Annotated in this window: 20 protein-coding genes and 1 tRNA gene; 10 read left to right on the plus strand and 11 right to left on the minus strand. The window is 69.1% G+C overall.

The annotated features are described in order from the left end of the window. Positions 1–61 precede the first annotated feature (61 nt). On the plus strand, positions 62–697 hold the full coding sequence (locus ACZY1G_RS09440; RefSeq protein ID WP_463822263.1) for an NADPH-dependent F420 reductase: 636 nt from the start codon (positions 62–64) through the stop codon (positions 695–697). A 20-nt stretch (positions 698–717) separates the two neighbouring features. Here the strand turns inward: ACZY1G_RS09440 and ACZY1G_RS09445 are convergent, their stop codons facing one another. Next, positions 718–1,548 (minus strand): NAD(P)H-binding protein, encoded by an 831-nt coding sequence (locus ACZY1G_RS09445; protein WP_463822264.1) that lies wholly within the window; start codon positions 1,546–1,548, stop codon positions 718–720. Continuing rightward, positions 1,541–1,996 carry a nuclear transport factor 2 family protein gene (locus ACZY1G_RS09450; RefSeq protein WP_463822265.1) on the minus strand — a complete coding sequence of 152 codons (456 nt, stop codon included), beginning with the start codon at positions 1,994–1,996 and terminating at the stop codon, positions 1,541–1,543. The genes ACZY1G_RS09445 and ACZY1G_RS09450 overlap by 8 nt, the downstream gene beginning before the upstream one ends. Positions 1,997–2,035: 39 nt before the next feature. On the opposite strand from ACZY1G_RS09450, the gene ACZY1G_RS09455 reads away from it, so the two are divergent. Then, positions 2,036–2,608, plus strand: coding sequence for a TetR-like C-terminal domain-containing protein (locus ACZY1G_RS09455; protein ID WP_463822266.1), 573 nt, complete (start codon positions 2,036–2,038; stop codon positions 2,606–2,608). A gap of 88 nt (positions 2,609–2,696) precedes the next feature. On the opposite strand, the gene selD is transcribed toward ACZY1G_RS09455, so the two are convergent. Next, the gene (gene selD / locus ACZY1G_RS09460) at positions 2,697–3,686 is read right to left on the minus strand and encodes a selenide, water dikinase SelD (protein WP_463814034.1); all 990 of its coding nucleotides are present in this window, start codon (positions 3,684–3,686) and stop codon (positions 2,697–2,699) included. 40 nt (positions 3,687–3,726) lie between these two features. On the opposite strand from selD, the gene ACZY1G_RS09465 reads away from it, so the two are divergent. The 3 genes from ACZY1G_RS09465 (at position 3,727) to selB (ending at position 6,864) form a co-directional block, all read left to right on the plus strand. Then, positions 3,727–3,821: transfer RNA gene (locus ACZY1G_RS09465), tRNA-Sec, on the plus strand. 62 nt (positions 3,822–3,883) lie between these two features. Beyond that, the gene (gene selA / locus ACZY1G_RS09470) at positions 3,884–5,194 is read left to right on the plus strand and encodes an L-seryl-tRNA(Sec) selenium transferase (RefSeq protein WP_463822267.1); all 1,311 of its coding nucleotides are present in this window, start codon (positions 3,884–3,886) and stop codon (positions 5,192–5,194) included. Further along, the gene (gene selB / locus ACZY1G_RS09475) at positions 5,182–6,864 is read left to right on the plus strand and encodes a selenocysteine-specific translation elongation factor (RefSeq protein ID WP_463822268.1); all 1,683 of its coding nucleotides are present in this window, start codon (positions 5,182–5,184) and stop codon (positions 6,862–6,864) included. The genes selA and selB overlap by 13 nt, the downstream gene beginning before the upstream one ends. On the opposite strand, the gene ACZY1G_RS09480 is transcribed toward selB, so the two are convergent. Beyond that, the gene (locus ACZY1G_RS09480; protein WP_463822269.1) at positions 6,821–7,858 is read right to left on the minus strand and encodes a TerC family protein; all 1,038 of its coding nucleotides are present in this window, start codon (positions 7,856–7,858) and stop codon (positions 6,821–6,823) included. The genes selB and ACZY1G_RS09480 overlap by 44 nt on opposite strands. Before the next feature lie 117 nt (positions 7,859–7,975). On the opposite strand from ACZY1G_RS09480, the gene fdh reads away from it, so the two are divergent. From fdh to ACZY1G_RS09500, 4 genes are read left to right on the plus strand one after another with little or no spacing between them, the layout of a single operon-like run. Beyond that, positions 7,976–11,239, plus strand: coding sequence for a formate dehydrogenase (gene fdh / locus ACZY1G_RS09485; RefSeq protein ID WP_463822270.1), 3,264 nt, complete (start codon positions 7,976–7,978; stop codon positions 11,237–11,239). Then, entirely contained in the window at positions 11,236–12,135 is a 900-nt protein-coding gene (locus tag ACZY1G_RS09490) for a 4Fe-4S dicluster domain-containing protein (protein ID WP_463822271.1), read from the plus strand. The genes fdh and ACZY1G_RS09490 overlap by 4 nt, the downstream gene beginning before the upstream one ends. Then, positions 12,135–13,139 carry an NrfD/PsrC family molybdoenzyme membrane anchor subunit gene (gene nrfD, locus ACZY1G_RS09495; protein ID WP_463822272.1) on the plus strand — a complete coding sequence of 335 codons (1,005 nt, stop codon included), beginning with the start codon at positions 12,135–12,137 and terminating at the stop codon, positions 13,137–13,139. Before ACZY1G_RS09490 ends, nrfD begins: the two co-directional genes overlap by 1 nt. A 47-nt stretch (positions 13,140–13,186) precedes the next feature. Next, positions 13,187–13,729: a YceI family protein gene (locus ACZY1G_RS09500; protein WP_463822273.1), complete on the plus strand. Its 543-nt coding sequence runs from the start codon at positions 13,187–13,189 to the stop codon at positions 13,727–13,729. A gap of 11 nt (positions 13,730–13,740) precedes the next feature. Here ACZY1G_RS09500 and ACZY1G_RS09505 read toward each other — a convergent pair whose 3' ends face one another. From ACZY1G_RS09505 to ACZY1G_RS09520, 4 genes are all read right to left on the minus strand, one after another. Continuing rightward, positions 13,741–14,886 carry an NAD(P)/FAD-dependent oxidoreductase gene (locus ACZY1G_RS09505; protein ID WP_463822274.1) on the minus strand — a complete coding sequence of 382 codons (1,146 nt, stop codon included), beginning with the start codon at positions 14,884–14,886 and terminating at the stop codon, positions 13,741–13,743. A 51-nt stretch (positions 14,887–14,937) separates the two neighbouring features. Next, complete coding sequence (locus tag ACZY1G_RS09510) at positions 14,938–16,239, minus strand: DEAD/DEAH box helicase (protein ID WP_463814043.1); 1,302 nt, start codon at positions 16,237–16,239, stop codon at positions 14,938–14,940. Between the two features lie 372 nt (positions 16,240–16,611). Beyond that, positions 16,612–17,559, minus strand: coding sequence for an agmatinase (gene speB / locus ACZY1G_RS09515; protein ID WP_463822275.1), 948 nt, complete (start codon positions 17,557–17,559; stop codon positions 16,612–16,614). Positions 17,560–17,562: 3 nt separating this feature from the next. Next, complete coding sequence (locus tag ACZY1G_RS09520) at positions 17,563–19,086, minus strand: purine-cytosine permease family protein (RefSeq protein ID WP_463814045.1); 1,524 nt, start codon at positions 19,084–19,086, stop codon at positions 17,563–17,565. Positions 19,087–19,271: 185 nt separating this feature from the next. Here ACZY1G_RS09520 and ACZY1G_RS09525 point away from each other — a divergent pair, with 185 nt between their 5' ends. Beyond that, entirely contained in the window at positions 19,272–20,159 is an 888-nt protein-coding gene (locus ACZY1G_RS09525; protein WP_463814046.1) for an Lrp/AsnC family transcriptional regulator, read from the plus strand. Here the strand turns inward: ACZY1G_RS09525 and ACZY1G_RS09530 are convergent. The 3 genes from ACZY1G_RS09530 to ACZY1G_RS09540 are packed head-to-tail and all read right to left on the minus strand — an operon-like array spanning position 20,125 to position 24,205. Further along, complete coding sequence (locus tag ACZY1G_RS09530) at positions 20,125–21,174, minus strand: threonine aldolase family protein (protein ID WP_463814047.1); 1,050 nt, start codon at positions 21,172–21,174, stop codon at positions 20,125–20,127. The two genes, ACZY1G_RS09525 and ACZY1G_RS09530, sit on opposite strands and share 35 nt — an antisense overlap. Before the next feature lie 11 nt (positions 21,175–21,185). Further along, positions 21,186–23,522, minus strand: a complete 2,337-nt coding sequence (locus ACZY1G_RS09535; protein ID WP_463822607.1) for an AAA family ATPase — start codon at positions 23,520–23,522, stop codon at positions 21,186–21,188. Continuing rightward, entirely contained in the window at positions 23,522–24,205 is a 684-nt protein-coding gene (locus ACZY1G_RS09540; RefSeq protein ID WP_463822276.1) for a TVP38/TMEM64 family protein, read from the minus strand. Before ACZY1G_RS09540 ends, ACZY1G_RS09535 begins: the two co-directional genes overlap by 1 nt. Between the last annotated feature and the right edge of the window lie 35 nt (positions 24,206–24,240).

Raw genomic sequence — 24,240 nt, forward strand, 5'->3', positions numbered from 1 at the left:
CGCGGGGCCTCTGCTAGCGTCGTCGCTTGAACGACCACTACAAAAAAATCGAGAGGCCGCCATGAGCTACGCGATCATCGGTTCGGGGAACATCGGCTCTGCGGTGGCGGGACACTTCGCCCGCACCGGCATCGACGTCGCCGTCGCTGCGTCACGCGGCCCCGACACCGTCGCCCCGTTGGCGCAGCGCCTCGGGCCGAACGTCACCCCGTCCGACGTCTCCGACGCGCTTCAGGCCGGGGTGGTGATTCTGGCCGTCCCGTTCGACGCGGTGCAGGCGCTCGTCGGCCAGGTGCCGGACTGGTCCGGCAGGATCATCGTCGATGCCACGAATGCCATTGACTACAAAGACTTCTCGCCAGCGGACCTCGGCGGGCGCGCGTCGTCGGATCTGGTGGAGGAGTGGGCGAGCGGAGCCCGCGTGGTGAAAGCCTTCGGACACACGTGGGCCAAGGTGCTCGCTCGCGAGCCCGGGGACGGCCGCGGCGGGCGGCGGGTGCTGTTCGTCTCGGGCAACGACCCCTCTGCCAATGGCGAGGTCGCGGCACTGATGGAACGCTTCGGTTTCGAGTCGGTCGATCTCGGCCGCAACGACGCCGGCGGGTTGCTGCAACAGTTCGGCGGACCGTTGACCACCCGCAGTTTCATCTCGCAGGCGATCGGGGGAGCGTCGCCAGGGGAGATGGACCTGGTGTAGCGCGCCCGCGGAGCGGGCCGTCACCAGTGCGCGGCGAGGAAGGTGCGGAGCGAGGTCGGGGGGCGCCCGGTGATGTCGCGGACGGTTGTCGTCACGAAGTCCTGCTCGACGGCGCGGATGCATTCGTCGAGCCCGGCCAGCACATCCGCGAAAGCCTGCGGATAGCCGGCAGTGGCCAGGCGGGTTGCGAGTTCGGCCACCGAGACGTCGACATGGCGGATCTGCTCACCGAGCACGTCGGACGCGATCGCCGCGGCATCGGTGTAGGACAGCGACTCCGGGCCGGTCAGGAGCAATTCTTCACCGAAGTGCTCGGAGGCGACCAGAGCTTCGACGGCGACGGCGGCGATGTCGTCGGCGTCGATGAAGCCGAGCCGGCCCGCGCCGGTGGCCGTGACGATCTCGTGCGTCTGCCGAATGCTCTGCGACAGCGGGTGAGGGCCCACGAAGTTCTGCATGAACCACGAGGGCCTGAGCACAGTGGCTTCGGCGAAGGTGTCGGCGACCATCGCGTGGATCTCGCCCAATCCCGGCTCGCCGCGCTCGATCGCCGACGAACTCAACGCCACGACCCGCTGCACGCCCTGCGCCGCAGCCTGTGCGACGAAGCGGCGCACCATCGGCGCCGGATCGGCCGTGCTCGTCGGAGCGACCAGATAGATGGCGTGCGCACCGTTGAGCGCAGCGGGGAAGGTCGTGTCGTCGGCCCAGTCGAAGGCGACCGCGTCAGGATCGGTGCGATCCGGGTGACGGCTGGCCGCTCGCGCCCGGTACCCCAGGGCGCGCAGGCGGGCGACAACGGGCGTGCCGGTGTTGCCGGTCGCCCCGAGGACCAGGACGGGATCAGTCATTCCTGACGCCCTTCGCCAGGACGTCTCCGTCACCGAGCGCCGCGGCGGCTGCAGCCGGGCTCCAATAGTCGCGGTAGTGCCGCACTCCGTCGGGGCCGACGGTGATCACGCCGACGTAGTCCATGTGGTACGGCGAGTTCGATTGCAGGACAACACCGTCGGCGGAGAATTCCAGGATCACGGTCTCCGGGTCGAGGGTGTGGTGGCGCCGCAGCTCGGTCACGGTGTCGATGTGCAGGATGGTGCTGTAGTCCTTGAGGTAGTCCTGGACGTCTGCGCGGCTGCGCAGCACCGGATAGTCGGCCGCGGCGAACGGGAACTCCATCGACCCGTCAGGCGCCCATTGCGCGGCGAAGGCGGACATGTCGTTGCGGCGCAGGCTGTCGAGCAGGGCGTCGATCACCTCGTCGGCGTGGGCCCGGCGGTCTTCATCAGTTGGCTGAGTCATACGAGACGGAACGGTGTCGTCTCGTTTACTATTCCTGTGATGACGAATCTGCGAGCCCAGGTCACCGATGGAATCGTGGAAGCGGTGCTCGACGAGCTGGCCGCGGTCGGTTTCGGGCGGCTGTCGATGGACGCGGTGGCGCGGCGGGCGCGGGCCGGCAAGGCCGCGCTGTATCGGCGGTGGCCGTCGAAACAGGAGATGGTGCTCGACGTCGTCGCCGGGCTCAGCGTTCCCGCCGCGGCCACGGTGCCGTCAGACGATCTGCGGTCCGACGTCGCAGCGCTCGTCACCGGGGTCGACGAGTGGCTGAACGACTCCCGGATGTCGCGCATACTGCCCGACCTGCTTGCCGAAGCCATGCGCAATCCCGCGCTGGCGGCAGCGCTGACCGACCGCATCGGAACGGCCCGCCGCGGCTACGGACAGGCCGTGATCGACGCGGCGATCGCCCGCGGCGAGGTGGCACCGGACGCCGACAGCGAGTACGTGTTGGATCTGGTTGCCGCGCCGGTGTTCTGGCGGATCTGCGGGCGCCGACAGCAGACCAGCCCGGAGTTCCTCGACCGGGTGGTCGACTCGGTGCTGCACGCCATGGGGTTCCGTGCGCATTGAACGCGCGCTCGGTGGCCGGTGAGCGCGCGCAGAGGCACGCGACACGCCGCGCGGGGATGTACAGACACGCGCGCTCGCGGAACGAGGGCTACCGCACGACGATCGTGTGGTCGGTGCGGGGGACCAGCTCGCCGATGACCGGCGCGCCGGGGATCTCGCCGGCGATCAGCAGCCCGCCCGAGGTCTGCGCGTCGGCCAGCAGCAGCGCCTCGTCCTCGTCGACCGACAGCTCGATGTGCGGACGGACCCACTCCAGGTTGCGCCGCGTGCCGCCGCTGACGTACCCGTCCCGCAGCGCCTCCCGGGCGCCGTCGAGATAGGGCACGGCGCCCGCATCGAGCACGGCTGTCACCCCGCTCGCGCGTGCCAGCTTGTGCAGGTGCCCGAGCAGACCGAAGCCCGTGACATCGGTGGCGCAGCGGACACCGGCCGTCAAGGCTGCCTGAGATGCCTCGGCGTTCAACGTCGTCATCGCATCGATCGCCTGCTCGAAGCGTTCCCCGGTGTTCTTGTGCCGGCTGTTGAGCACACCGATGCCCAGTGGCTTCGTCAACGACAGCGGCACACCGGCCACGCCGGCGTCGTTGCGCAGCAACCGGTCCGGATCGGCGATGCCCGTGACCGCCAGGCCGTACTTCGGTTCGGGATCGTCGACGCTGTGTCCGCCGGCGAGGTGGCAGCCCGCCTGCACGCAGACGTCCATGCCGCCACGCAGCGTCTCGGCGGCCAGGTCGAACGGCAGCACGTCGCGCGGCCAGCCCAGCAGGTTCACCGCCACCACCGGCCGCCCACCCATCGCGTACACGTCGGACAACGCATTGGTCGCCGCGATCCGGCCCCAGTCGTAGGCGTCGTCGACGACGGGAGTGAAGAAGTCCGTCGTCGCGATGAGCGCGGTGCCGCCCTCGATCCGGACCGCGGCAGCGTCGTCGCCGTCGTCCAGGCCGACGAGCAACTCGCCGAGAGCATTCACCGGCGTCCGGTGCCGGAGCCCGCGAACCACCTCTTCGAGCTCGCCGGGCGGGATCTTGCAGGCACAGCCGCCGCCGTGGGCGTACTGCGTGAGCCGGTGCGTCATGGCGTCCATGCTGCCCTGCCATGATGGGGAGGTGGCTCAGGGAGGCGTATCCGGTCTGGTGACCGGCCCGATCTTCAAAATCGCTGAGCGGCAGTTCCTGTCGCTGGCGGGTTCGATTCCCGTCCGCCTCCGCCATTTCCCCCGCGATTTCGGCGTGATCGACGTCGCGGAGCGCAGACAACCACGCCGAAATCGCCATGAGTGACCCGCGCCGTCGGGTGCCGCGCACTGACGCCGTGCTCGCCGATCCGCGGCTGGTCGCCGCGGCTGACACGCTGGGCCGCGTGCTGGTCAAGGGTGTGGTGGCAGACGCACAGCAGCGGGCTCGCGCCGGGGAGATCGACCCCGAGCAGGTCGCCGATCACGCGGTCGCATCGCTACCCACGAGCGCGGCCACGCTGCGGCCTGTCATCAACGCGACCGGCGTCGTCGTGCACACCAATTTGGGCCGCGCCCCGCTGTCGCAGGCGGCGATCGATGCGGTGACCACCGCCAGCGGCGCCACCGACGTCGAGTTCGACCTCGCGACCGGGCGCCGGGCCCGCCGCGGCAGGGGTGCGCTGGCCGCCCTGGCCGCCGCGGTGCCCGCCGCCGAGGCTGTGCACGTCGTGAACAACAACGCGGCCGCGCTGCTGCTGACCGCGATGACGCTCGCGCCCGGCCAGGAGATGATCGTCAGCCGCGGCGAGCTCATCGAGATCGGCGACGGATTCCGGCTGCCCGAGCTGATGACGTCCACCGGCGCCCGCATCCGCGAGGTCGGGACCACCAATCGCACGCACCTGCGCGACTACGCCGACGCGATCGGGCCCGACACCGGCTTCATCCTCAAAGTGCACCCGTCGAACTACCACGTCAGCGGTTTCACCTCGACGGTCTCGGTGCGCGACCTCGCGACGCTCTGCCGGGGCGAGCGAAGCGACGGGGGAAATTCGGTGACGCTGGTGGTCGACATCGGCTCGGGCCTGCTGAGCCCGCACCCGCTGCTGCCCGACGAGCCCGACGCGGCAACCGTGCTGCGCCACGGCGCCGACCTGGTCACCGCCAGCGGTGACAAGCTGCTCGGCGGTCCGCAGGCCGGGTTGCTGCTCGGTGCGGCTGAGCTCATCGAACGACTGCGCCGACATCCCGCGGCCCGCGCACTGCGCGTGGACAAGCTGACGCTGGCCGCGCTGGAGGCCACCCTGGTCGGACCGCCGACGCCGGTCGCGCAGGCGCTGATGGCCGACGTGGCCGAGCTGAGGACTCGAGCCTCGAGGTTGGCGGTTCAGGTGCCCGGCGCCGAGGTCGTCGACTGCATGTCCGCGGTGGGCGGCGGCGGCGCTCCGGACGTCGAATTACCCAGTGTCGCAATCGCTCTCCCTGTGCAGTACGCCGCCGCGCTGAGGACCGGTGAGCGTGCGGTGGTCGGACGTATCGAGGACGGTCGCTGCCTGCTCGACCTGCGCACCGTTGCGCCAGAAGACGATGAGGCGATGCTCGAGGCAGTGCGGTCATGTATGTCGTAGCGACGGCAGGACACGTCGACCACGGCAAATCGACTCTGGTGGAACGGCTCACGGGTATGGGGCCGGACCGGCTCGCCGAGGAGCGGCGTCGTGGCCTGACCATCGACCTCGGCTTCGCGTGGGCCGACATCGCCGGTCGGGAGATCGCATTCGTCGACGTCCCTGGCCACGAACGCTTCGTCGGGAACATGCTCGCCGGCGTGGGGCCCGTCCCGGCCATCATGTTCGTCGTCGCCGCCACCGAGGGCTGGATGCCGCAGTCCGACGAGCACGCCGCCGCACTGCGCGCCCTCGGCGTGCGCCACCTGCTGGTCGTCATCAGCAAGGCCGACCTCGCCGACCCGGCATCGGCCATCGCTGATGTGCGTCAGCAGCTCCCCGACGCAAGGATCGTGCTCGGCACCGACATCGATTCCGTGCGAAGCGAACTCGTGGCGCTCACGGACCGTCTACCGGCGCCGGATCGAGATGCCGATGTGCGGCTGTGGGTGGACCGGTCGTTCACGGTTCGTGGCGCCGGCACCGTCGTCACGGGCACGTTGGCGGCCGGCACCATCCGCGTCGGTGACGAGCTGGTACACAACGGCCGTCGCGTGACCGTGCGCGGCGTGCAGTCCCTCGGCCGAGATCACCAGAAGGTCGCTGCGGTGGCACGCGTCGCCGTCAACCTCCGCGGCGTCGACCACCACGACATCACGCGCGGCGACACCCTCTGTACGCCCGAAGCCTGGCGCGGTACCTGCGAGATCGACGTCGCGCTGCGGGCAGCCGGAAAACTGCAGCAGGAGTTGGTGCTGCACATCGGATCCGCGTCGATGCCCGTCCACGTGCGACCGCTGGGCGATGCAGCGGCACGGCTGCGACTGCCGCGCGCGCTGCCCCTGCGCATCGGCGACATCGGGCTGCTCCGCGATCCCGGCGAACACCGCATTGCCGCCGGAATCGAGGTGCTCGACGTCGCGCCGCCGGCCTTGCGGCGGCGCGGCGATGCCCGTACCCGGGCAGCCGAACTCGCCACCGGGCGGGTCTCGCCACCGGTGTGTGCACGCGTGAAAGATCTGCGCGCCAGGGGTTTCGAGCCTGTGGGCGAGCGCGTGGGGGAGTGGGTGGTCGACGCGAAGTGGTGGGCGCAACGACGCGAGGACCTGGTGAGCGCGGTGGCGCGCTGGTCAGCCGGGCATGACATCGCCGCGGGCATGCCGACCGAGGAGCTGCGGCGCGATCTCGAGTTGCCCGCCATCGAGCTCGTCACCGCATTGGCCGCCGGCACCGGTCTCGAAGTCGCCGACGGCCGGGTCCGGCGGCCCGGTGCCGCGCTGCCCGATCGCGTGGAGAAAGCGGTGTCCACGCTCGAGGAGTGGCTGGCCGCCGAGCCGTTTCGCGCGCCGGACGCCGACGAGCTGGCCGAGCTGCACCTAGGGCCGAGGGAGCTGGCGGCGGCGGTGCGGGCAGGCCGGCTGGTCAAGATCGCCGACGGCGTGGTGCTCGGTCCGCAGGCCTACCAGCGCGCCGCCGAGGTCCTCGCCGGCGTGCCGCAGCCGTTCACCGTCGCCGACGCCAAACGGGCGCTGGACACCACCCGTCGGGTCGCCGTGCCCCTTCTCGAGGCGCTCGACGCGCGCGGGGTCAGCCGACGCCGTCCCGACGGGACGCGCGTTCTGGCTCCGTGACCGCAGTGTTCTTGGGAGTGGCGCGCAGCGAGCCCGGATGGGCCTTCGCGCTCGGGTCCTTGCGGGTCTTGGCGAGGCTGGCGATCGTGGTGATGGCGAGGATCACGATGATCACCACCAGGCTCAGGTAGGTGTTCACCTCGGGGATGTTCGGGTTGATGTCGACGTGGGCCCAGTGCAGCACCAGCTTCACGCCGATGAACGCCAGGATGATCGATAGCCCTGTCGACAGGTACACGAGCCGGTCCAGCAGGCCCTTGACCAGGAAGAACAGGGCGCGCAGGCCCAGCAGTGCGAACGCGTTCGCGGCGAACACGATGTAGGGCTCGGACGTGACACCGAAAACCGCGGGGATCGAGTCCAGCGCGAACAGCAGATCCACACTGCCGATCGCGATCAGCACCGCGAGCAACGGCGTGGCCATCTTGCGGCCCTGGATGCGGGTGGTCAGCTTCCCGCCGTCGTAGTCGTCGCTCAGAGGCAGGAACTTGCGCGTCGCCTTGATCATGACGTTGTTCTCGACGTCGGGGTCCTCGTCACGGTGCCGGAAGAGCTGCACCGCCGTCAGGATCAGCAGGATGCCGAAGATCAGGAACATGAACGAGAACAGCGACAGCAGCGTGGCGCCGACCGCGATGAAGATCGCGCGCATGATCAGCGCCAGGATGATGCCGAACGTCAGCACCTTGTGCTGATGTTCCTCGGGCACCGCGAACGTCGCCATGATGATCACGAACACGAACAGGTTGTCGACCGACAGGCTCTTCTCGACGATGTAGCCGGCGAAGTACTGCGTGCCGAAGTCGGTGCCGTAGGTGGCCATGAACCACACCCCGAACGCGATCGCGACGGCGATGTAGAACACCGACCACGCAGTGGCTTCCCGGAATCCGACGCGGTGGGGGCGAACCGCGGCAATGATCAAGTCGACGGCGAGCAGAGCGACGATCAGACCGATCGTCACCCCCCAGGTCAGAAGGCTGATCTCGAGCATGCACCCTTTGTACAGGAGGTTCGAAGGTTAACCTGCTGTTCACCGGGTAGTCCCGGCCTTGCCAACGCGCACAACCTTCGGTTGGATCGGTGGTGTCGCGGGTGAAGGAGGCGGTGGGTGGATTTCAAGAAGTTGATCGAATCCTGGCCTGTGTACCGACAACTCACCGGCGATGACAAGCTCGGCCGCGGCCATGCCGCCCAGTCGCGGCGTTCGCTGACCCTGACCCCGCGCACGGCCGAAGCCGACCACGTCGCGCACTCGGTGTGCCCCTTCTGCGCCGTCGGCTGCGCGCAGAAGGTGTACGTCAAAGACGACAAGGTCGTCCAGATCGAGGGCAACCCCGACAGCCCGATCTCGCGCGGCCGGCTGTGCCCGAAAGGCTCGGCCAGCAAGCAGCTGGTGACCGGGCCGCAGCGGCTCACGAAAATCCGCTATCGCGCGCCGTACGCCACCGAGTGGCAGGACCTCGATCTCGAGACCGCGATGGACATGGTCGCCGACCGCGTGCTCGACGCCCGCGAGAAGGGCTGGCAACAGTTCGATGCCGACCGCAACACGCTGCGCCGCACGATGGGGCTGGCCAGCCTCGGCGGCGCCACGCTCGACAACGAAGAGAACTACCTGATCAAGAAGCTGTTCACCGCGCTGGGCGCCCTACAGATCGAGAACCAGGCGCGTATTTGACACAGCGCCACGGTTCCCGGTCTGGGGGCCTCCTTCGGTCGCGGCGGGGCGACGCACTACCAGCAGGATCTCGTCAATTCGGACTTCATTGTCATCATGGGGTCGAACATGGCCGAGGCGCACCCGGTCGGCTTCCAGTGGGTGATGGAGGCCAAGGCGCGCGGGGTCGAGGTCGTCCACATCGACCCGCGGTTCACCCGCACCAGCGCGTTGGCCGACCGGCACGTTCCGCTGCGCGCCGGTAGCGACATCGCGTTCCTCGGTGGGGTGATCAACTACATCCTGTCCAACGAGCTCGACTTCCGGGAGTACGTCACCGCGTACACCAACGCGTCGTTCCTCGTCGACGAGGGCTACCAGGACGCCGAGGATCTCGATGGGTTGTTCTCCGGGTACGACGAGGCGACCGCGTCCTACGATCCGGAGACCTGGCAGTACCAGAACACCGACGCCGAGGGCGGCGGGTCGAGCGCCAAGGAGCACGCCGCACCGGATCAGCAGGGCTCCGGCGGGGCTCCGATCCAGGGTGCGGCCGACATCCCGAGCGACCCGACGCTGCAGGACCCGCGCTGTGTCTACCAGATCCTCAAGCGGCACTATGCGCGCTACACCCCCGAGATGGTCGAGCGGGTGTGCGGGGTGCCGTCCGAGCAGTTCCTGGACATCGCACGCCAGTGGACGTCGGCGTCGGGCCGCGACAAGACTGCCGCACTGGTGTACAGCGTCGGCTGGACCCAGCACACGCTGGGCGCGCAGTACATCCGCGCCGGAGCGATCATCCAGCTGCTGTTGGGCAACATCGGCAGGCCCGGCGGTGGCGTGTTCGCACTGCGCGGCCACGCGAGCATCCAGGGCTCCACCGACGTGCCGACGTTGTTCAACCTGCTGCCGGGCTACCTCGCGATGCCGCGGGCCGGACAGGAGACACTGGCCGACTACTTGGACGCGATCACCAGTCGCAATCAAAAAGGCTTCTGGCACAACGCCGATACCTACATGGTGTCGCTGCTCAAGGAGTACTGGGGCGACGCGGCGACGCCGGAGAACGACTTCTGCTTCGATTACATGCCGCGCATCAACGGCGACCACGGCACCTACCGCACCGTGATGGACATGGTGGACGGCAAGGTGTTCGGCTACTTCCTGCTCGGGCAGAATCCGGCCGTGGGGTCCGCGCACGGAAAGTTACAGCGTCTCGGCATGGCGAATCTGGATTGGCTCGTGGTGCGCGATCTCGTCGAGATCGAGAGCGCGACGTTCTGGAAGGACGGGCCGGAGATCGAGACCGGGGAGATCTCGCCCGAGACGTGCCGCACCGAAGTGTTCCTGTTCCCGGCGGCGTCGCACGTCGAGAAGGCGGGTACCTTCACCCAGACCCAGCGCATGCTGCAGTGGCGTGAGAAGGCCGTCGAGCCCCCGGGTGACGCCCGTTCGGAGCTGTGGTTCTTCTATCACCTCGGCCGCATCCTGCGCGAAAAGCTCGCCGGCTCAACCGATGAGCGCGACCGTCCACTGCTCGATCTGTCGTGGAACTACCGGATGGACGGCGACGAACCCTCGGGGGAGGACGTGCTGCGACGCATCAGCGGCATCGACGTCACCACCGACCGCGCCGTCAGCGGCTACACGGAACTGAAGGCCGACGGGTCGACGATGTGCGGCTGTTGGATCTACAGCGGCGTGTACGCCGACGAGGTGAATCAGGCCGCCCGCCGGAAGCCGCACACCGAGCAGGGGCCCTACGACAACGAATGGGGCTGGACTTGGCCGTTGAATCGGCGGGTGCTGTACAACCGGGCGTCGGCCGATCCGGCAGGCAAGCCCTGGAGCGAGCGCAAGAAGTTGGTCTGGTGGGATCCGGACAAGGGTGAATGGACCGGTTACGACGTACCGGATTTCGAGAAGACCAAGCCGCCGGATTACCGTCCCCCCGACGACGCGGTAGGGGTGGCGGCGCTGCGGGGTGACGACCCGTTCGTCATGCAGGCCGACGGCAAGGCCTGGCTGTTCGCCCCCAACGGGGTGCTGGACGGCCCGCTGCCCACCCACTACGAACCGCATGAATCGCCGGTGCGCAACCCGCTGTACCCGCAGCAGGGTAATCCGGCGCGCAAAGTGTATGGGCGAGAGGACAATCCATCGAATCCGTCATGGCCTGACGCGCACGGCGACGTGTTCCCGTTCGTGTTCACCGCAGCCCGACTGACCGAACATCACACGGCGGGCGGAATGAGCCGTCAGCTGCCGTATCTGGCCGAGCTGCAACCCGCGCTGTTCGTGGAGGTGTCGGCCGCGCTGGCGGCCGAGCGCGGGCTGACGCACATGGAGTGGGCGCACGTGGTGACCAGCCGCGCGGCGGTCGACGCTCGGGTGTTCGTCACCGAACGCATGCGGCCGCTGCGCGTGGATGATCATGTGGTGCATCAGGTCTGGATGCCCTACCACTGGGGCGGCTCGGGGCTGATCGACGGTGACGTGGTCAACGACCTCCTGGGTGTGGTCGCCGATCCGAACGTGTTCATCCAGGAGAGCAAGGTCGCCACGTGCGACATCCGACCGGGACGGCGGCCGCGCGGGCCTGCACTGCTGGAGTATCTGGCGGTCTATCGCGAGCGGGCCGGGATCACCAAGGCCACCGGCACCGATCTGGACACCACTCGGGTGTCGCCCGATCACACGGAGGAAACGCCATGAGCGGCAACAGCTTCTACGGCCCCCTGCCCGATCCGGCGGGCGACGCGGGCTATGACGAGCATCCGCCGCGGGTCGGCTTCTTCACCGACACGTCGGTGTGCATCGGCTGCAAGGCGTGTGAGGTGGCGTGCAAGGAGTGGAATGACGTGCCCGTCTCCGGTGAGGGCGACGGATTCAACCTGCTCGGTATGTCGTTCGACAACACCGGCAATCTGGGGGCCAACTCGTGGCGGCACGTGGCGTTCATCGAGCAGCCCGGTAAAGCGCCCGTCGACCTCGGGATGCCCGAGGTGACCCAGAAGGCCATCGAGATGGTGGGCGAATTGCCGGACTTCCGCTGGTTGATGGCCTCGGACGTCTGCAAGCACTGCACGCACGCCGGCTGCCTGGACGTCTGCCCGACGGGTGCGCTGTTCCGCACCGAGTACTCGACCGTCGTTGTGCAGCAGGACATCTGCAACGGCTGCGGGTACTGCGTCTCCGGTTGCCCCTACGGCGTGATCGAGCGGCGGGAGGGTGACGGCCGGGCGTGGAAGTGCACGCTCTGCTACGACCGGCTGCACGACGGGCTCGAGCCTGCCTGCGCCAAGGCGTGCCCGACCGACTCCATCCAGTTCGGGGTTCTCGACGAGCTGCGGGAGCGTGCCGCGCAACGCCTGGATGCGCTGCACGAGCGCGGCATCACCGAGGCGCGGCTCTATGGCGAATCGCCCGACGACGGCGTGGGTGGCGACGGGGCGTTCTTCCTGCTGCTCGACGAACCCGAGGTGTACGGGCTGCCACCCGATCCGGTGGTACCCACGCGCGACGCCGGGGCGATGTGGCGCTACGCCGGCATGGCCGCCTCGGCGCTGGCGGGTATCGCAGTGTCGGCGTTCGTCGGGAAGCGGACCTGATGCGCGAAAAGCTCAGCGACACTGACGCATCGGACCGCAACGCCCAGACTCGACACCGTCGCGGCGGGCGAGAGGACATGGCGGTACCGACGGCAGAGTTCCGGTCTTATTACGGCAGGCAGATCCTCAAGACGCCCGTGTGGAACTGGATGATCGCGGCGTATCTGTTCAGCGGCGGTCTCTCGGCGGGCTCGGCACTGCTGGCCGCCGGGGCCGACCTGACGGGCCGCACGCAGCTGCGTCGGGTGTCGCGGCTCGGGGCGCTGGCGAGCCTGCTGGCAAGCATGTACTTCCTCATCGGGGATCTCGGCCGGCCCGAGCGGTTTCACCACATGCTGAGGGTGGCCAAGCCGAGTTCACCGATGAGCATGGGAACGTGGATTCTCGGCGCCTACGGCCCGGGTGCCGGATTGGCCGCCGTCGCCGAGCTGTTGCCGTCCCGGTTGCGGCGCTCGCTTCCGGGGCGGCTGCTGATGTGGGCGGCGCGGCCCGCGGGCCTGGAGGCTGCCGCTGTCGCCCCGGGGGTGGCGTCCTACACCGCGGTGCTGTTGTCGCAGACGGCGGTTCCCGCGTGGAACGAGGCGCACCCCTACCTGCCGTTCGTGTTCACCGGCTCGGCCGCTGCGAGCGGGGCAGGCTTGGGCATGCTGGCTGCCCCGGTGTCGGAGAGCGGACCTGCGCGGCGGATGGCAGTCGCGGGGGCAGCGTTGGAAGTGGTCGCGTCGCGCGCCATGGAACGCAAACTCGGGTTGGTCGGCGAGGCGTACACCACCGGCCGACCGCACCGGTTGCGCCGGGCGTCGGAACTGCTCACCGTCGGCGGAGCTGTGGGCGCCGTCATCGCCGGTCGTCGGCGCTGGGCCGTCGCAGCCTCGGGCGCCGCGCTTCTGGCGGGCAGTGCGTTGCAACGCTTCGGCGTGTTCGAGGCGGGTGTGGCCTCGACACAGGACCCGAAATACGTGGTGGTGCCGCAGCGGGAGAGATTGGCGCGCCGAGAGGCGTAGCCGTGTCGCGAGTGTGCGTCCTGATACGGGCTCGGTAGCGTCGACTGATGACCTGGACGCTGGACCCTTCGCACGGCGAGCTGCTGGTGACCACCGGCGTCACCGGCCCTGCCGCCGCGATGGGGCATCGGCTGGTCCTCGCGATGACGGCATGGCACGCGACGGTGACGTGGTCCGGCGACGAACCAGCCGGGGTCGACGTGACTGTCGACGTCGACTCCCTGCAGGTGCTGCGCGGCGAGGGCGGAGTCAAAGGCCTCTCCGGCGTGGAGAAGTCACTCGCTCGCTCCAATGCGCTGAAGACGTTGGACGCCAAGCGCTTTCCGCAGATCCGGTTCTCTGCAGACCAGATCGTCACCGCTATCGACGGGGGCTACCAGCTGACCGGCACGCTCGAGATCCACGGCAAGACCCGCCCGCGGTCAGTGGACCTTCGCGTCAACGATCTGGGCTCGGCGTGGCGCATGACGTGCGACGCCGCGGTGAGCCACGCCGACTACGGTCTCACGCCGTACTCGTTGATGATGGGCGCCGTGAAGGTCGCCGACCCCGTGACCGTGTCGTTCCGCGCGGAGTACCCAAAGGACTGACGACGAGTGACCTACGGCGCGGGCTTGCGTTCCGTGATGAGCTTCTCGCCGCGGTCGTAGTCGTCGTCGGCGTTGAACGTGAGCACTCCCACAGTGGCGCCGTCGGATGAGTACCAGACGGTGAAGCCGTCGTCGTGCTCGACGAATCGGCTGTCGTCGTACCCGTCACCCCAGGCGTGGTACTTGACGTCGGCGTCGCCGATCGACGTCCAGAAACCCGGCACACCCGACCACGTCGGCTCGTCGTCGCCGGCTGCCGCCGCTCCGGCGACCTCACCCTGGTCAGCTGCGTCCTGCCAGTGTTCGATCGGCAACGCCCGGCCGGCGCCCGCGTTGACCGCAACGGCGACGTCACCGGCGGCGTACACCCCGGACACACTCGAGCGCATGTGCTCGTCGACGAGGATGCGACCGTCCTGCATGGCCAGGCCCGCCGTCTCGGCCACCGCACTGTTGGGTGTCACACCGGTGGCCGCCAGCACGACATCGGCGATCAATACGTCGCCGTTGTCGAGATGGACTGACCGATCGTCCAGTGAGGTCACCTTCGCGCCGCCGACATACCGGGCTCCTGCCTGCTCGACCAATTGCCGAAGGCGTTGCCCGGCCTCGTCGCCGAGACGCTTCTGCTGAGGCACCTCATCGGGGGCGACGAGGGTCACCGAGAGCCCCCGCATCGCCATCGAGGCCGCGGCTTCACAGCCGATGAAGCCCGCACCGATCACCACCGCCGTCTGCGCTGCACCGACGGCGGCACGCAGCTTCTCCGCATCGTCGAGCGACCGCAACTGCAGTGCACGTTCTCCGCCGGGCACCGGAAGCGGACCGGGACTCGCCCCGCACGCGATGACCAGCGCGTCGTAGCCGTATCGCTGCCCGTCGGCGACCACCACGCGCTCATCGACGTCAATGCGTTCCACGGCGGCGCCATGGGTGACCTTGACGGCGTGCTCGTCGAACCACTGCTGCGGATGCATCTCGACGTCGTCGGTCTCACCGCGCAAGAATTCCTTGCTCAGCGGTGGTCGGCTGTACGGGTGCCGGCCGTCGGCGGTGAGAATGCGGATCGGACTGTCGGGACGTCGAGCGCGGTAGGCCTCGGCGGCACCCAGACCCGCCGGGCCGCTGCCAATGACGAGCAAGCCGGGATCAGACATCGGTCCGGCATACCCACTGAACCTCGGCTCACGCCTGTGCCGCGGGGGCGCTTAGCGCTGGTGCGACCGGCCTCCGGACGTCGCGGGACGGCGGGACCGCCGACGCGCAGAACCCGGCGAGCGCCGCGGTGCGGCCGAAGCCGAGGGGCGCGACGGCGCGACCGCACGCTCGACCGGAGCCCGGTACGGCGCGACCTCACCGGCCACCTTGTGCACAGCCTCGGAATGGGCGGTCACCTGCTGAGGAGCCACCTGAATCCCGGCGCGACGCAGCAAAGCCTGTGTCTCCCTGCGCTGTTCGGGCAGAACCACCGTGACGACGTCGCCTGCGCTGCCGGCACGAGCGGTGCGGCCGGACCGGTGCAGATACGCCTTGTGCTCGGCGGGCGGATCGATGTGCACGACGAGTTCGATGTCGTCGACGTGTACGCCGCGGGCGGCGATGTCGGTGGCGACCAGCACGCGGACCTCGCCCGAGCTGAATGCGGCCAGGTTGCGATCGCGAGCCGGCTGAGACAGGTTGCCGTGCAGGTCAACTGACGGAATACCGGCATCGGTGAGCTGCTTGGCCATCTTGCGGGCGTGATGCTTGGTGCGCATGAACAGGATTCGGCGCCCGGTGCCCGACGCCAGCCGGTGCACCAGATCCTTCTTGTCCTGAGGGCCGGCGACGTGGAAGACGTGGTGCGTCATGGCCGGCACATGCGATTCCGGGGTGTCGACCGAATGCAGCACCTCGTTGCGCAGGAAGCGCTTGACCAGCTTGTCGACGCCGTTGTCCAGCGTCGCGGAGAACAGCATCCGCTGCCCGCCGGCCGGGGTGGCGGCAAGGATGCGGGTGACACCAGGCAGGAAGCCGAGATCGGCCATGTGGTCGGCTTCGTCGATGACCGTGACAGCCACGCTGTCGAGGCTGACCAGCTTCTGCTTCATCAGGTCTTCGAGACGGCCCGGGCAGGCCACCACGATGTCGACGCCGGCACGCAGCGCCGTGACCTGCCGGTGCTGTGAGACGCCACCGAAGATGGTGGTGACAGTGAGGTTGTTCACAGCGGCCAGCGGTGCGAGGGCGGCCGAGATCTGGGTGGCCAATTCGCGCGTCGGCGCCAGGACGAGGCCTGTCGGATGCGACGGGCGGCGCTTGCTGCCGGCGAGGCGGCTGACCAGGGGCAGGGAGAATGCCAGCGTCTTGCCGCTGCCGGTCTTGCCGCGGCCGAGCACGTCTCGGCCGGCCAGGGTGTCGGGCAGGGTCTCCTGCTGGATGGGGAACGGGGAGGTGATCCCACGCGCAGTGAGCGCGTCGATCAGGGGTTGGGACACGCCGAGATCGGCGAAGTTCTTGTCGCTGTTCAACTTTCGAGTGCCTTTCAGGCATTGGTGTGCCAAGGCGGCGCAACGTCGGGCGCGGTCCTCAACACAGGGTGGCGAGAGTGCCGGTGGGCACCATCGATCGCCGTGACTTATCTGTGTAGGTCCGCGAGCCATCAGGCCGGGGCGGCCTGGCAAGGGTGCCGGCGCCACTGTCGATGGCTTGCGTTTCACGACGCACCGGCCTGGTGTGAACCGGCCGGTGTGACTCCACCCTACCGCACGTGATCAGGCGAGCCGAATGTTGCGAAGGATGTGACAAGGGCCACCCGCCCACCCTGAGCGACTTTGTCGGCGGAAATCGAGCTCACCTCACCAACCGCCGACACTGTCGCTGACAGTGGGCCGACACCACGGTCAATCCTGGCCTGCAGCTCCCAGCGCCAGCAGCGACACCAGGTCGTAGGCCACATGCGCAGCCGCCACCCCGGTCATCTCGGCGTGGTCATAGGCAGGTGCGACCTCCACGACGTCGGCCCCCACCAGGTTCAGGCCGCGGAACCCGCGCAGGATCTCCAGCAGCTCACGGCTGGTGATGCCGCCGGCCTCCGGTGTGCCGGTGCCGGGTGCATGGGCGGGGTCGAGGACGTCGATGTCGATCGACACGTACACCGGGCGCGTGCCCACCCGGGTGCGCAGCCGGTCGATGACCTCCCGCACCCCCTGGTAGTACACGTCGGCCGACGTCACGATCCCGAAGCCGAAGCGGCGGTCGTCCTCGAGGTCCTTCTTCCCGTACAGCGGGCCGCGGGTACCCACGTGGCACAGCGCCTCGGTGTCGAGGATGCCCTCCTCGACGGCGCGGCGGAACGGGGTGCCGTGGGTGTAGGCCGCCCCGAAGTAGGTGTCCCACGTATCGAGGTGCGCGTCGAAGTGCACGAGCGCGACGGGCCCGTGCGTGGCCGCCGCGGCGCGCAACAGCGGCAGCGCGATCGTGTGGTCGCCGCCGATGGTCACCAGCTTGGTGTTGTCGGCCGTGAGCTGCGCGGCGGCACCCTCGATGGTCTCGATCGCCTCGTCGATGTTGAACGGGTTGGCCGAGATGTCCCCGGCGTCGGCGACCTGCACGAGCTCGAACGGCGACACGTCCATCGCGGGGTGATACGGCCGCAGCAGCCGCGACGCCTCACGCACGTAGGTCGGGCCGAAGCGCGCGCCGGGACGATAGGACACCCCGGAATCGAACGGGACACCGGCGACGACGATGTCCGCGCGCGTCACCTGATCCAGGCGGGGCACCTTCGCGAACGTGGCCGGTCCGGCAAAGCGTGGGGTGACAGAAGCGTCGACGGGTCCGACAGGCATGGCTCAATCCTCCGAGACGATAGGGATGTTGGCGGCGGGCCCGGCGGGTGCCAACCGGGGGCCTTCAGGCCCGAACACGTCGGCCGGCTCCGGAAACAGCCGCAGCGCAAGCGGATACAACACCGCGGCCAGGCCGAGACCGACGGGGATGCTCAGATCCACTCCGGCGGCGAGATCGCCGAGCGGTCCGACGAACTGGCCCGGCAGATTGACGAAACAGATCGACAGCGCCGCCGCGATCAGCCACGCCCCGAGCCCCCGCCAGTTCCAGCCGTGGCTGAACCAGTAGCGACCGCCCCGCTGACGCCGGTTGAACACCTGCAGGGCATCCGAGTCATACCACCCGCGACGGGTGAACCAGCCCAGCATCATCACCACCATCCAGGGCGCCGTGCACGTGACGATCAGCACCGCGAACGTCGAGATGCTCTGCACCACATTGAAAGCGAAGCGCCCGACGAAGATGAACACGATCGCCAGCGTGCCGATGAAGACGGTGGCCTGCACTCGGCTGAAGCGGGGAAAGACGCTGGAGAAGTCCAGGCCCGTCCCGTAGAGCGCGGTGGTGCCCGTCGACATGCCGCCGATCAGCGCGATCAGGCACACCGGGACGAAGTACCACCCGGGGGAGACGGCGAGCAGGCCGCCGACGTAGTCACCGCCGTCGATGAATTCCGGTGCGGTGGTGGCCACGACGGTCGCGGTGACGAGTCCGAAGAGGAACGGCACCAGCGTGGCGATCTGCGCACCGAACGCGGCGAGCATCGGTTGCCACGACGGGGTGTCGCGGGGGATGTAGCGGGCCCAGTCACCCAGGAACGCACCGAAACTCACCGGGTTCGACATCACGATCAGCGCGGCGCCGACGAATGACGGCCAGTACAGCGGATCGCCTGCGGTCAGGGTGCCGGCGTAGGCCGGGTCGAAGACGCCGCCGAACGCGAAGATGCCTGCCAGGAACAGCAGGGTGGCGGCGACGACGGCGATCTTGTTGACCAGCAGCATGAATCGGAACCCGTAGATGCAGACGACGAGCACCAGGAGCGCGAACACGCCGTAGGCCACGCCGACGGCGATGTCGTTGTCCGGCAACCCCATTGCGCGGTTGGCGCCACCGACGAGCACGTCTCCCGACGTCCACACCGAGATCGAGAAGAACGCGATCGCGGTCAGCAGTGACAGGAACGAACCGACCACGCGGCCGTGCACGCCCAGGTGAGCCGACGACGACACGGCGTTGTTGGTGCCGTTCCGTGGGCCGAACAGCGACATCGGCGCGAGGATCGCTGCCCCCAGCAGCAGGCCGGCCAGCGTCGCGAGCACGGCGTCGCGGAACGAGAGTCCGAAGATGATCGGGAACGTGCCCAGGACGACGGTGGCGATGGTGTTCGCGCCGCCGAAGACCAATCGGAACAGGTCGAGGGGGCCGGCGGTGCGCTCGGCGTCGGGGATGGGCTCGACACCGTGGACCTCGACCTCGGTGGCCTTCGGTGGAGCGGTGCGGCCGGTGGCGGCAGTCGAGGTCATGAGCGGCTCCTGGGGAGTGTGATCGGGACAACGTTAAAACCACTCCCGGTGTGGCGCAATCGATACGATCACGCTCGGACCTCATGTGATCGTGAAATGCCGACTGCAGGTGCCACTACCGTCTTTGATGACAGAATCACGCCAGGCGTACGCACGATCTGGTGGCAGGGTGAGGCGGAAAATTCGTGGACGAAATTGACGGCGCGATCGTCGGCCTGCTGGAGCAGGACGGCCGACTGACCCATCTCGAGATCGCCGCGGCGGTCGGACTGTCCCGGTCGGCGGCCGCGACCCGGGTCCACCGACTGCTCAGCACGGGTCAGGTCGTGGTCCGGGGCGTCGTGCATCCGACGGTGCTCGGCCGCGGCGCGCTCGCGCACCTCGGCATCGTCGTGTCGGGTCGGGCTGCGCCTATCGCGCATGCGCTCGCCACGCGCAGCGATGTCGCGTTCCTGTCGTTGACCAGCGGGCCCCACGGGATGGTCGCCGAGTTCCGGGCAGGGTCGATGGCCGATATCGACCGGGCCATCGGAGAGGTGCGGGCAGTGACGGGAGTGGTCGGCGTCGACACGTTGTCGTATGTGGAGGTGGTCCGCGACGTGGTCGGCCCGGTCGGGGAGGTCGGTGTCACGGTCGACGACGTGGACCGCCGGCTGCTGCGTGCGCTGCAGGACGACGGCCGTGCCTCCTATGTCGATCTTGCTGCGGCCGTAGGCCTTTCGGCCGCCGGTGCGCGACGGCGGGTGGTTCGGTTGGTGGCGAACAACGTCGTGCGGGTCGGTGCCGTGGTGCGGCATTCGGGGCAGGATCGGCAGAGCGCGCTGGGGCTGGGAATCCGGCTGGCCGGGGCGCCCGAGCCGGTGGTCGCCGCGCTGCGCGCGATGCCCGCGGCGATCTTCGTCGCGCGGGTGCTGGGTCGGTGTGACGTGCTGGCCACGGTACGGGCCTTCTCTGCGGCTCAGCTGGTGGACGTCGTCGACGAGATCAGGGGTCTGGCCGGTGTCACCGCCGTCGAGAGCTGGGTGCACCTCGACGTGGTCAAGGAGAACTACGCGTCGGGTTTTCCGGAGTGAGTGTGGCCAGCACGTCGTCGACCTCCGCGGCCGTCGTCGCCCAGGAGCACACCAGCCGCCACACCGGCTCCCCGAGATCGGGCTGGTGCACCTGATAGGACCGCGACACCCGTTCGGAGGCAAGCGGACTCAGCCGCACGAACACCTCGTTCGCCTCGACAGGCGAGGCCAAGCTGAGGCCGAGACCCTCGAGGCCGGCGCCGAGCGCGCTCGCCATCGCGTTCGCATGAGCGGCGGCGCGCAGCCACAGCTCGTCGGACAGCAGCGCCAGGAACTGAGCCGCCACATACCGGTGCTTGCTGGCCAGATGGCCGATCTGCTTCTGCACGAAGCTGATTCCGGGGAAGTGTTCGGGCCGGCGAACCAGGATCGCGTCGCCGAACAGCAGGCCGTTCTTGGTGCCGCCCACGGTCACGATGTCCGCGTCGCCGACCGCGTCGATCGGTGACACCTGTTGGCTGGCAATGGCATTGGCCACTCGGGCGCCGTCGACGTGGACGAGCAGACCGAGGTCGTGGGCGTGATCGACGAAGCCCTTGATCGCCGGCGCCGACCAGACGCGCCCGTTCTCGGTCGACTGCGTGATGGTCACGATCCGTGGCTGCGAGTGGTGCACCGGGCCACGGCGGGTCACACGGCGGTCCAACTCGTCGGTCGCGATGATGCCGTCGCTGCTCGGGAGCCGCGTCAACTGCGCACCCGAGAGTCTTACCGGGCCGCCCGCCTCGTCGAGCAGTACGTGTGCGACGTCGCTGCACAGGATCTCGTGCCACGGCTGCACCGCCGAGCTCAGCGCGATGATGTTCGCCGCCGTGCCGGTGAACGCGTAGAGCACCTCGGCACCGGGGGAGTCGAACGCCTCTCGCAGCGCGGCGGCCGCCTCGGCGGTGACGGCGTCGTCCCCGTAGGACGGCGCGGGTCCGGTGTTGGCGCGGACCAGCGCCTCGAGGACCGCGGGGTGTGCGGGTGCGGCGTTGTCGGACGCGAAGGCGGCGGAGACAGGCACGCTTGCCATTGTGCCCCCGGTCAGCGGCCGGCGAGCCAGGCGAAGAACTCCTCGGCCTCGAACACGGGCTTGCCGTACTCGGAGGCCTTGCGCGCCTTACCCGACTGCGTGCCGGCCTCCGCCGTGACTAGCACGTCGCAGCGCGTCTTCGACACCGTCTTGACCGGCACCAAACCGGCTGCTGCCGCCAGCGCCTCCATCTCCGGGCGCTCGACGATGCGTCCCGCGGGATCCTGCGCGGTCCCCGTGAAACAGATGCGCGTGCCCGCAGCGAGTACGGCGTCGATGTCGGGGTCGTCGGCGGCGTCGGCGATGTCCGCGACAAGGTCGACCCCGAGCAGAACCGACGCGGAATGCAGGCGTGCGCGGACGTCGGCAGGCAGGCGCACCGCCGATGCAGCACGGCTCAGCTGGTCGGCCACCGTCTGTCGCGCCGCTGCGTCCCACGTCGACCTCGTCCCGGACACCGCGCCCGGCGCCGGCTGCGTGCCGAGCAGCACCGCCCCGACGTCGCGGTTGATCCGTAGCAGGGCTGAGAGCCCGGGCAGGTGCTCGGGCGCCGGTGTCGGCGCCGACGGATCCCGGCTGACCAGCAGCCCCGCGGACTCGACCGCATCGGGCTCGTCGAACGCCGTCGACCCGTCGCTGATCTCCAGATCGCGGTGGGCGTGCATCGCGGCGCGCGCCCGCTCCAGCGCGGTGCGTCCGGTCGCGCGCTCGCCCCGGAGGTCGACGCCCAACGGCATCGCGGTGACATAGCCGAGCCGCTTGAGCTCGAAGTCGATCAGGCCCAGCTGCTCGTCGACCTCGGGCCCGACCGGCGTGAAGCCCGCGAGCATCGGCGCGATCACCGCCCACGCCTCGCGCAGCGTGGGGGCCAGTAGTACGTCGGCCACCGAGATGCCGTACGCCGTGCGCGCGTCGGCCAGATCACGCTGGGGGTTGATCAGCGTCGAGACCGCCGTGCCGTCGTCGAACGCGACCGCGAACTCCACTGGCCGCGGCCGCGACATCCGGCCCTCGTCACCCACCGTCAGCATCCCCAACGCGCAGAATCGGCGCGTCCTTGCGCCGTCGTCGCCGCCCCGCAGGAACCGCGCGATCCGCCGATCGGTCTTCAGATCCTTCGGCAGCACAGGCCTTTTCAGCACCAGACCGGACAGTGAGGTACAGCGGCTCAGCGCCACGTAGAGCTGCCCGGTGGAGAACATGCCGCCGGTCAGGTCGACCACCACGCGGTCCAGGGTCTGCCCCTGGCTTTTGTGGATCGTGATCGCCCACGCCAGCTTGAACGGCAGCTGCGTATAGGAGCCGATCACCTCGCGGCTCAGCGTGCCGCCGTCGAGCACCGGCCGGGTGGCCTCCCAGCTGAACGGGGCCACGTCGACGCACGAGCCGTCCGGGAACTCCACCTCGACCACGGCGCCGTACCGGTCGTAGCCGACCCCGACGACGCGACCGATGCTGCCGTTGACCCAGCGGTCGGCCTGATCGTTGTTGCCCATCATGATCTGCGCGCCCACCTTGAACCGCAGCGTCTCCTCGACCGGTGGATCGAAAAGGCTCAGATCGCCGGAAACCTTTGCCTGATGGACGAACTCGTCACCGGAAAGCCTCTCGAGCTGCTGCCGGTTGCGCGCCGTCACCAGACGGTTCGTGGGGGCCAGGGTCAGCCAGAACTCATCGTCCGGCGGGACGAAGTCCTTGTCGGCGCGGGCGTTGAGCTGCTCCTGGGCGTGCCCGAGGAGCACACCCTCGCGGATCTCGTTGAGAATGGCCGTCATTCGGTCATCGCCGAGCTGGCGGAACACGGTGGTCAGCGAGACGGTCGGGAAGTCCTCACGGCGGAACGACTGAGCCGAGAAGAAGTACGGCGTCTCGTAGGTGGAACTGAAGTACCCGGTTTCGTGCTCGCTGACCACCGGCGGCAGCTGATACAGGTCACCGACCAGCACGATCTGCACGCCCCCGAACGGGGTGCCTGGCGCGGGACCGAACCGGGAGAGCGCCGCCGCGATCATGTCGAAGATGTCGGCCCGCACCATCGACGCCTCGTCGATGACCAGCGTCTGCAACGACGCCAACGTCCTGGTGAATCGGCCGGGCCGGTAGTCGCCGCCGCGCACGTCGGCCAGCGTCGTCGTCGCCCGGAAGCCGAACAGCCGGTGAATGGTGTACCCGTCGACATTGAGCGCGGCGATACCGGTCGGCGCCACCACCACGACGCTGCGATCGGTGTCGGCCAGGAACCGGCGGATCAGCGTCGACTTGCCGGTGCCGGCCTTGCCGGTCAGGAACACGTGCCCGCCGGCGCCGAGTCGGTCGAGTGCGTGGCGGAACTCGTCGGTCAGGACGATCACGGCTTGGACCGCCAGGCCCGCCAGCCGCGGTGCGCGGCGTACGCCCCGGCGCCGGCGGTCAGGCACCACACGACGATCGCGGCGATCAGCAGCGGCGCCGAGAACGAACCGAAGGTCGAGCCCAGCGCTGTGTAGGCGAACGCCTTGGGCGCCGAACCGATCACCGCGCCGGCCGCCATCTGCCACACCGGCACGCCGAAGGCGCCGAACGTGTAGGACGCCAGTGCATCGTTGATGCCCGGCACGAAGCGCTGGCCGACCACTGCCCACAGCCCGCCGCGGCGGATCAGCGCGTCCACTTTCGCGGAGCGCTCGGGCCCCAGCAGCGCGTGAGCGCTCTCCCGCCCCGCGCGCCGCCCCGCCACGGACGTCAGCACCGCCGAACCCACCGTGGCACCCAGCGTGACGAACGTGCCGAGCACAGGGCCGAACAGGAAGCCGCTGCCGGCCGCCAGCAGCGGGCCGGGCACCAGCACCGCGCCCAGGACCGAGGACACCGCCACGTAGACCAGCGGCGCCAGCGGGCCGGCGGACTCGATGAACGAGCGCACCTCGGCGACGTCGATGACCTGGCGTATCGCGGTCAGGAAGAACAGCACGGCCAAGACCGCGACGAACAGCGCGAGCCGCACGATGTGGCGGCGTCGCGACGTCTCCGGAGTGTGTTCGGGGTCAACCATGCCGAGAGCCATCCTGCCGTAGCGCTTAAGTTGGC

The organism is Mycobacterium sp. IDUB_5 (assembly GCF_055419565.1).

Coding starts and splice junctions, on each gene's coding strand:
- ACZY1G_RS09530 (WP_463814047.1), bottom strand. CDS start 21,174: ATGGCAAGCGTGCCTGTCTCCGCCGCCTTCGCGTCCGACAACGCCGCA.
- speB (WP_463822275.1), bottom strand. CDS start 17,559: ATGCCTGTCGGACCCGTCGACGCTTCTGTCACCCCACGCTTTGCCGGA.
- ACZY1G_RS09480 (WP_463822269.1), bottom strand. CDS start 7,858: ATGCTCGAGATCAGCCTTCTGACCTGGGGGGTGACGATCGGTCTGATC.
- ACZY1G_RS09445 (WP_463822264.1), bottom strand. CDS start 1,548: ATGACTGATCCCGTCCTGGTCCTCGGGGCGACCGGCAACACCGGCACG.
- selB (WP_463822268.1), top strand. CDS start 5,182: ATGTATGTCGTAGCGACGGCAGGACACGTCGACCACGGCAAATCGACT.
- ACZY1G_RS09440 (WP_463822263.1), top strand. CDS start 62: ATGAGCTACGCGATCATCGGTTCGGGGAACATCGGCTCTGCGGTGGCG.
- ACZY1G_RS09500 (WP_463822273.1), top strand. CDS start 13,187: ATGACCTGGACGCTGGACCCTTCGCACGGCGAGCTGCTGGTGACCACC.
- ACZY1G_RS09520 (WP_463814045.1), bottom strand. CDS start 19,086: ATGACCTCGACTGCCGCCACCGGCCGCACCGCTCCACCGAAGGCCACC.
- ACZY1G_RS09505 (WP_463822274.1), bottom strand. CDS start 14,886: ATGTCTGATCCCGGCTTGCTCGTCATTGGCAGCGGCCCGGCGGGTCTG.
- ACZY1G_RS09450 (WP_463822265.1), bottom strand. CDS start 1,996: ATGACTCAGCCAACTGATGAAGACCGCCGGGCCCACGCCGACGAGGTG.
- ACZY1G_RS09455 (WP_463822266.1), top strand. CDS start 2,036: ATGACGAATCTGCGAGCCCAGGTCACCGATGGAATCGTGGAAGCGGTG.
- ACZY1G_RS09540 (WP_463822276.1), bottom strand. CDS start 24,205: ATGGTTGACCCCGAACACACTCCGGAGACGTCGCGACGCCGCCACATC.
- nrfD (WP_463822272.1), top strand. CDS start 12,135: ATGCGCGAAAAGCTCAGCGACACTGACGCATCGGACCGCAACGCCCAG.
- ACZY1G_RS09490 (WP_463822271.1), top strand. CDS start 11,236: ATGAGCGGCAACAGCTTCTACGGCCCCCTGCCCGATCCGGCGGGCGAC.
- selD (WP_463814034.1), bottom strand. CDS start 3,686: ATGACGCACCGGCTCACGCAGTACGCCCACGGCGGCGGCTGTGCCTGC.
- selA (WP_463822267.1), top strand. CDS start 3,884: ATGAGTGACCCGCGCCGTCGGGTGCCGCGCACTGACGCCGTGCTCGCC.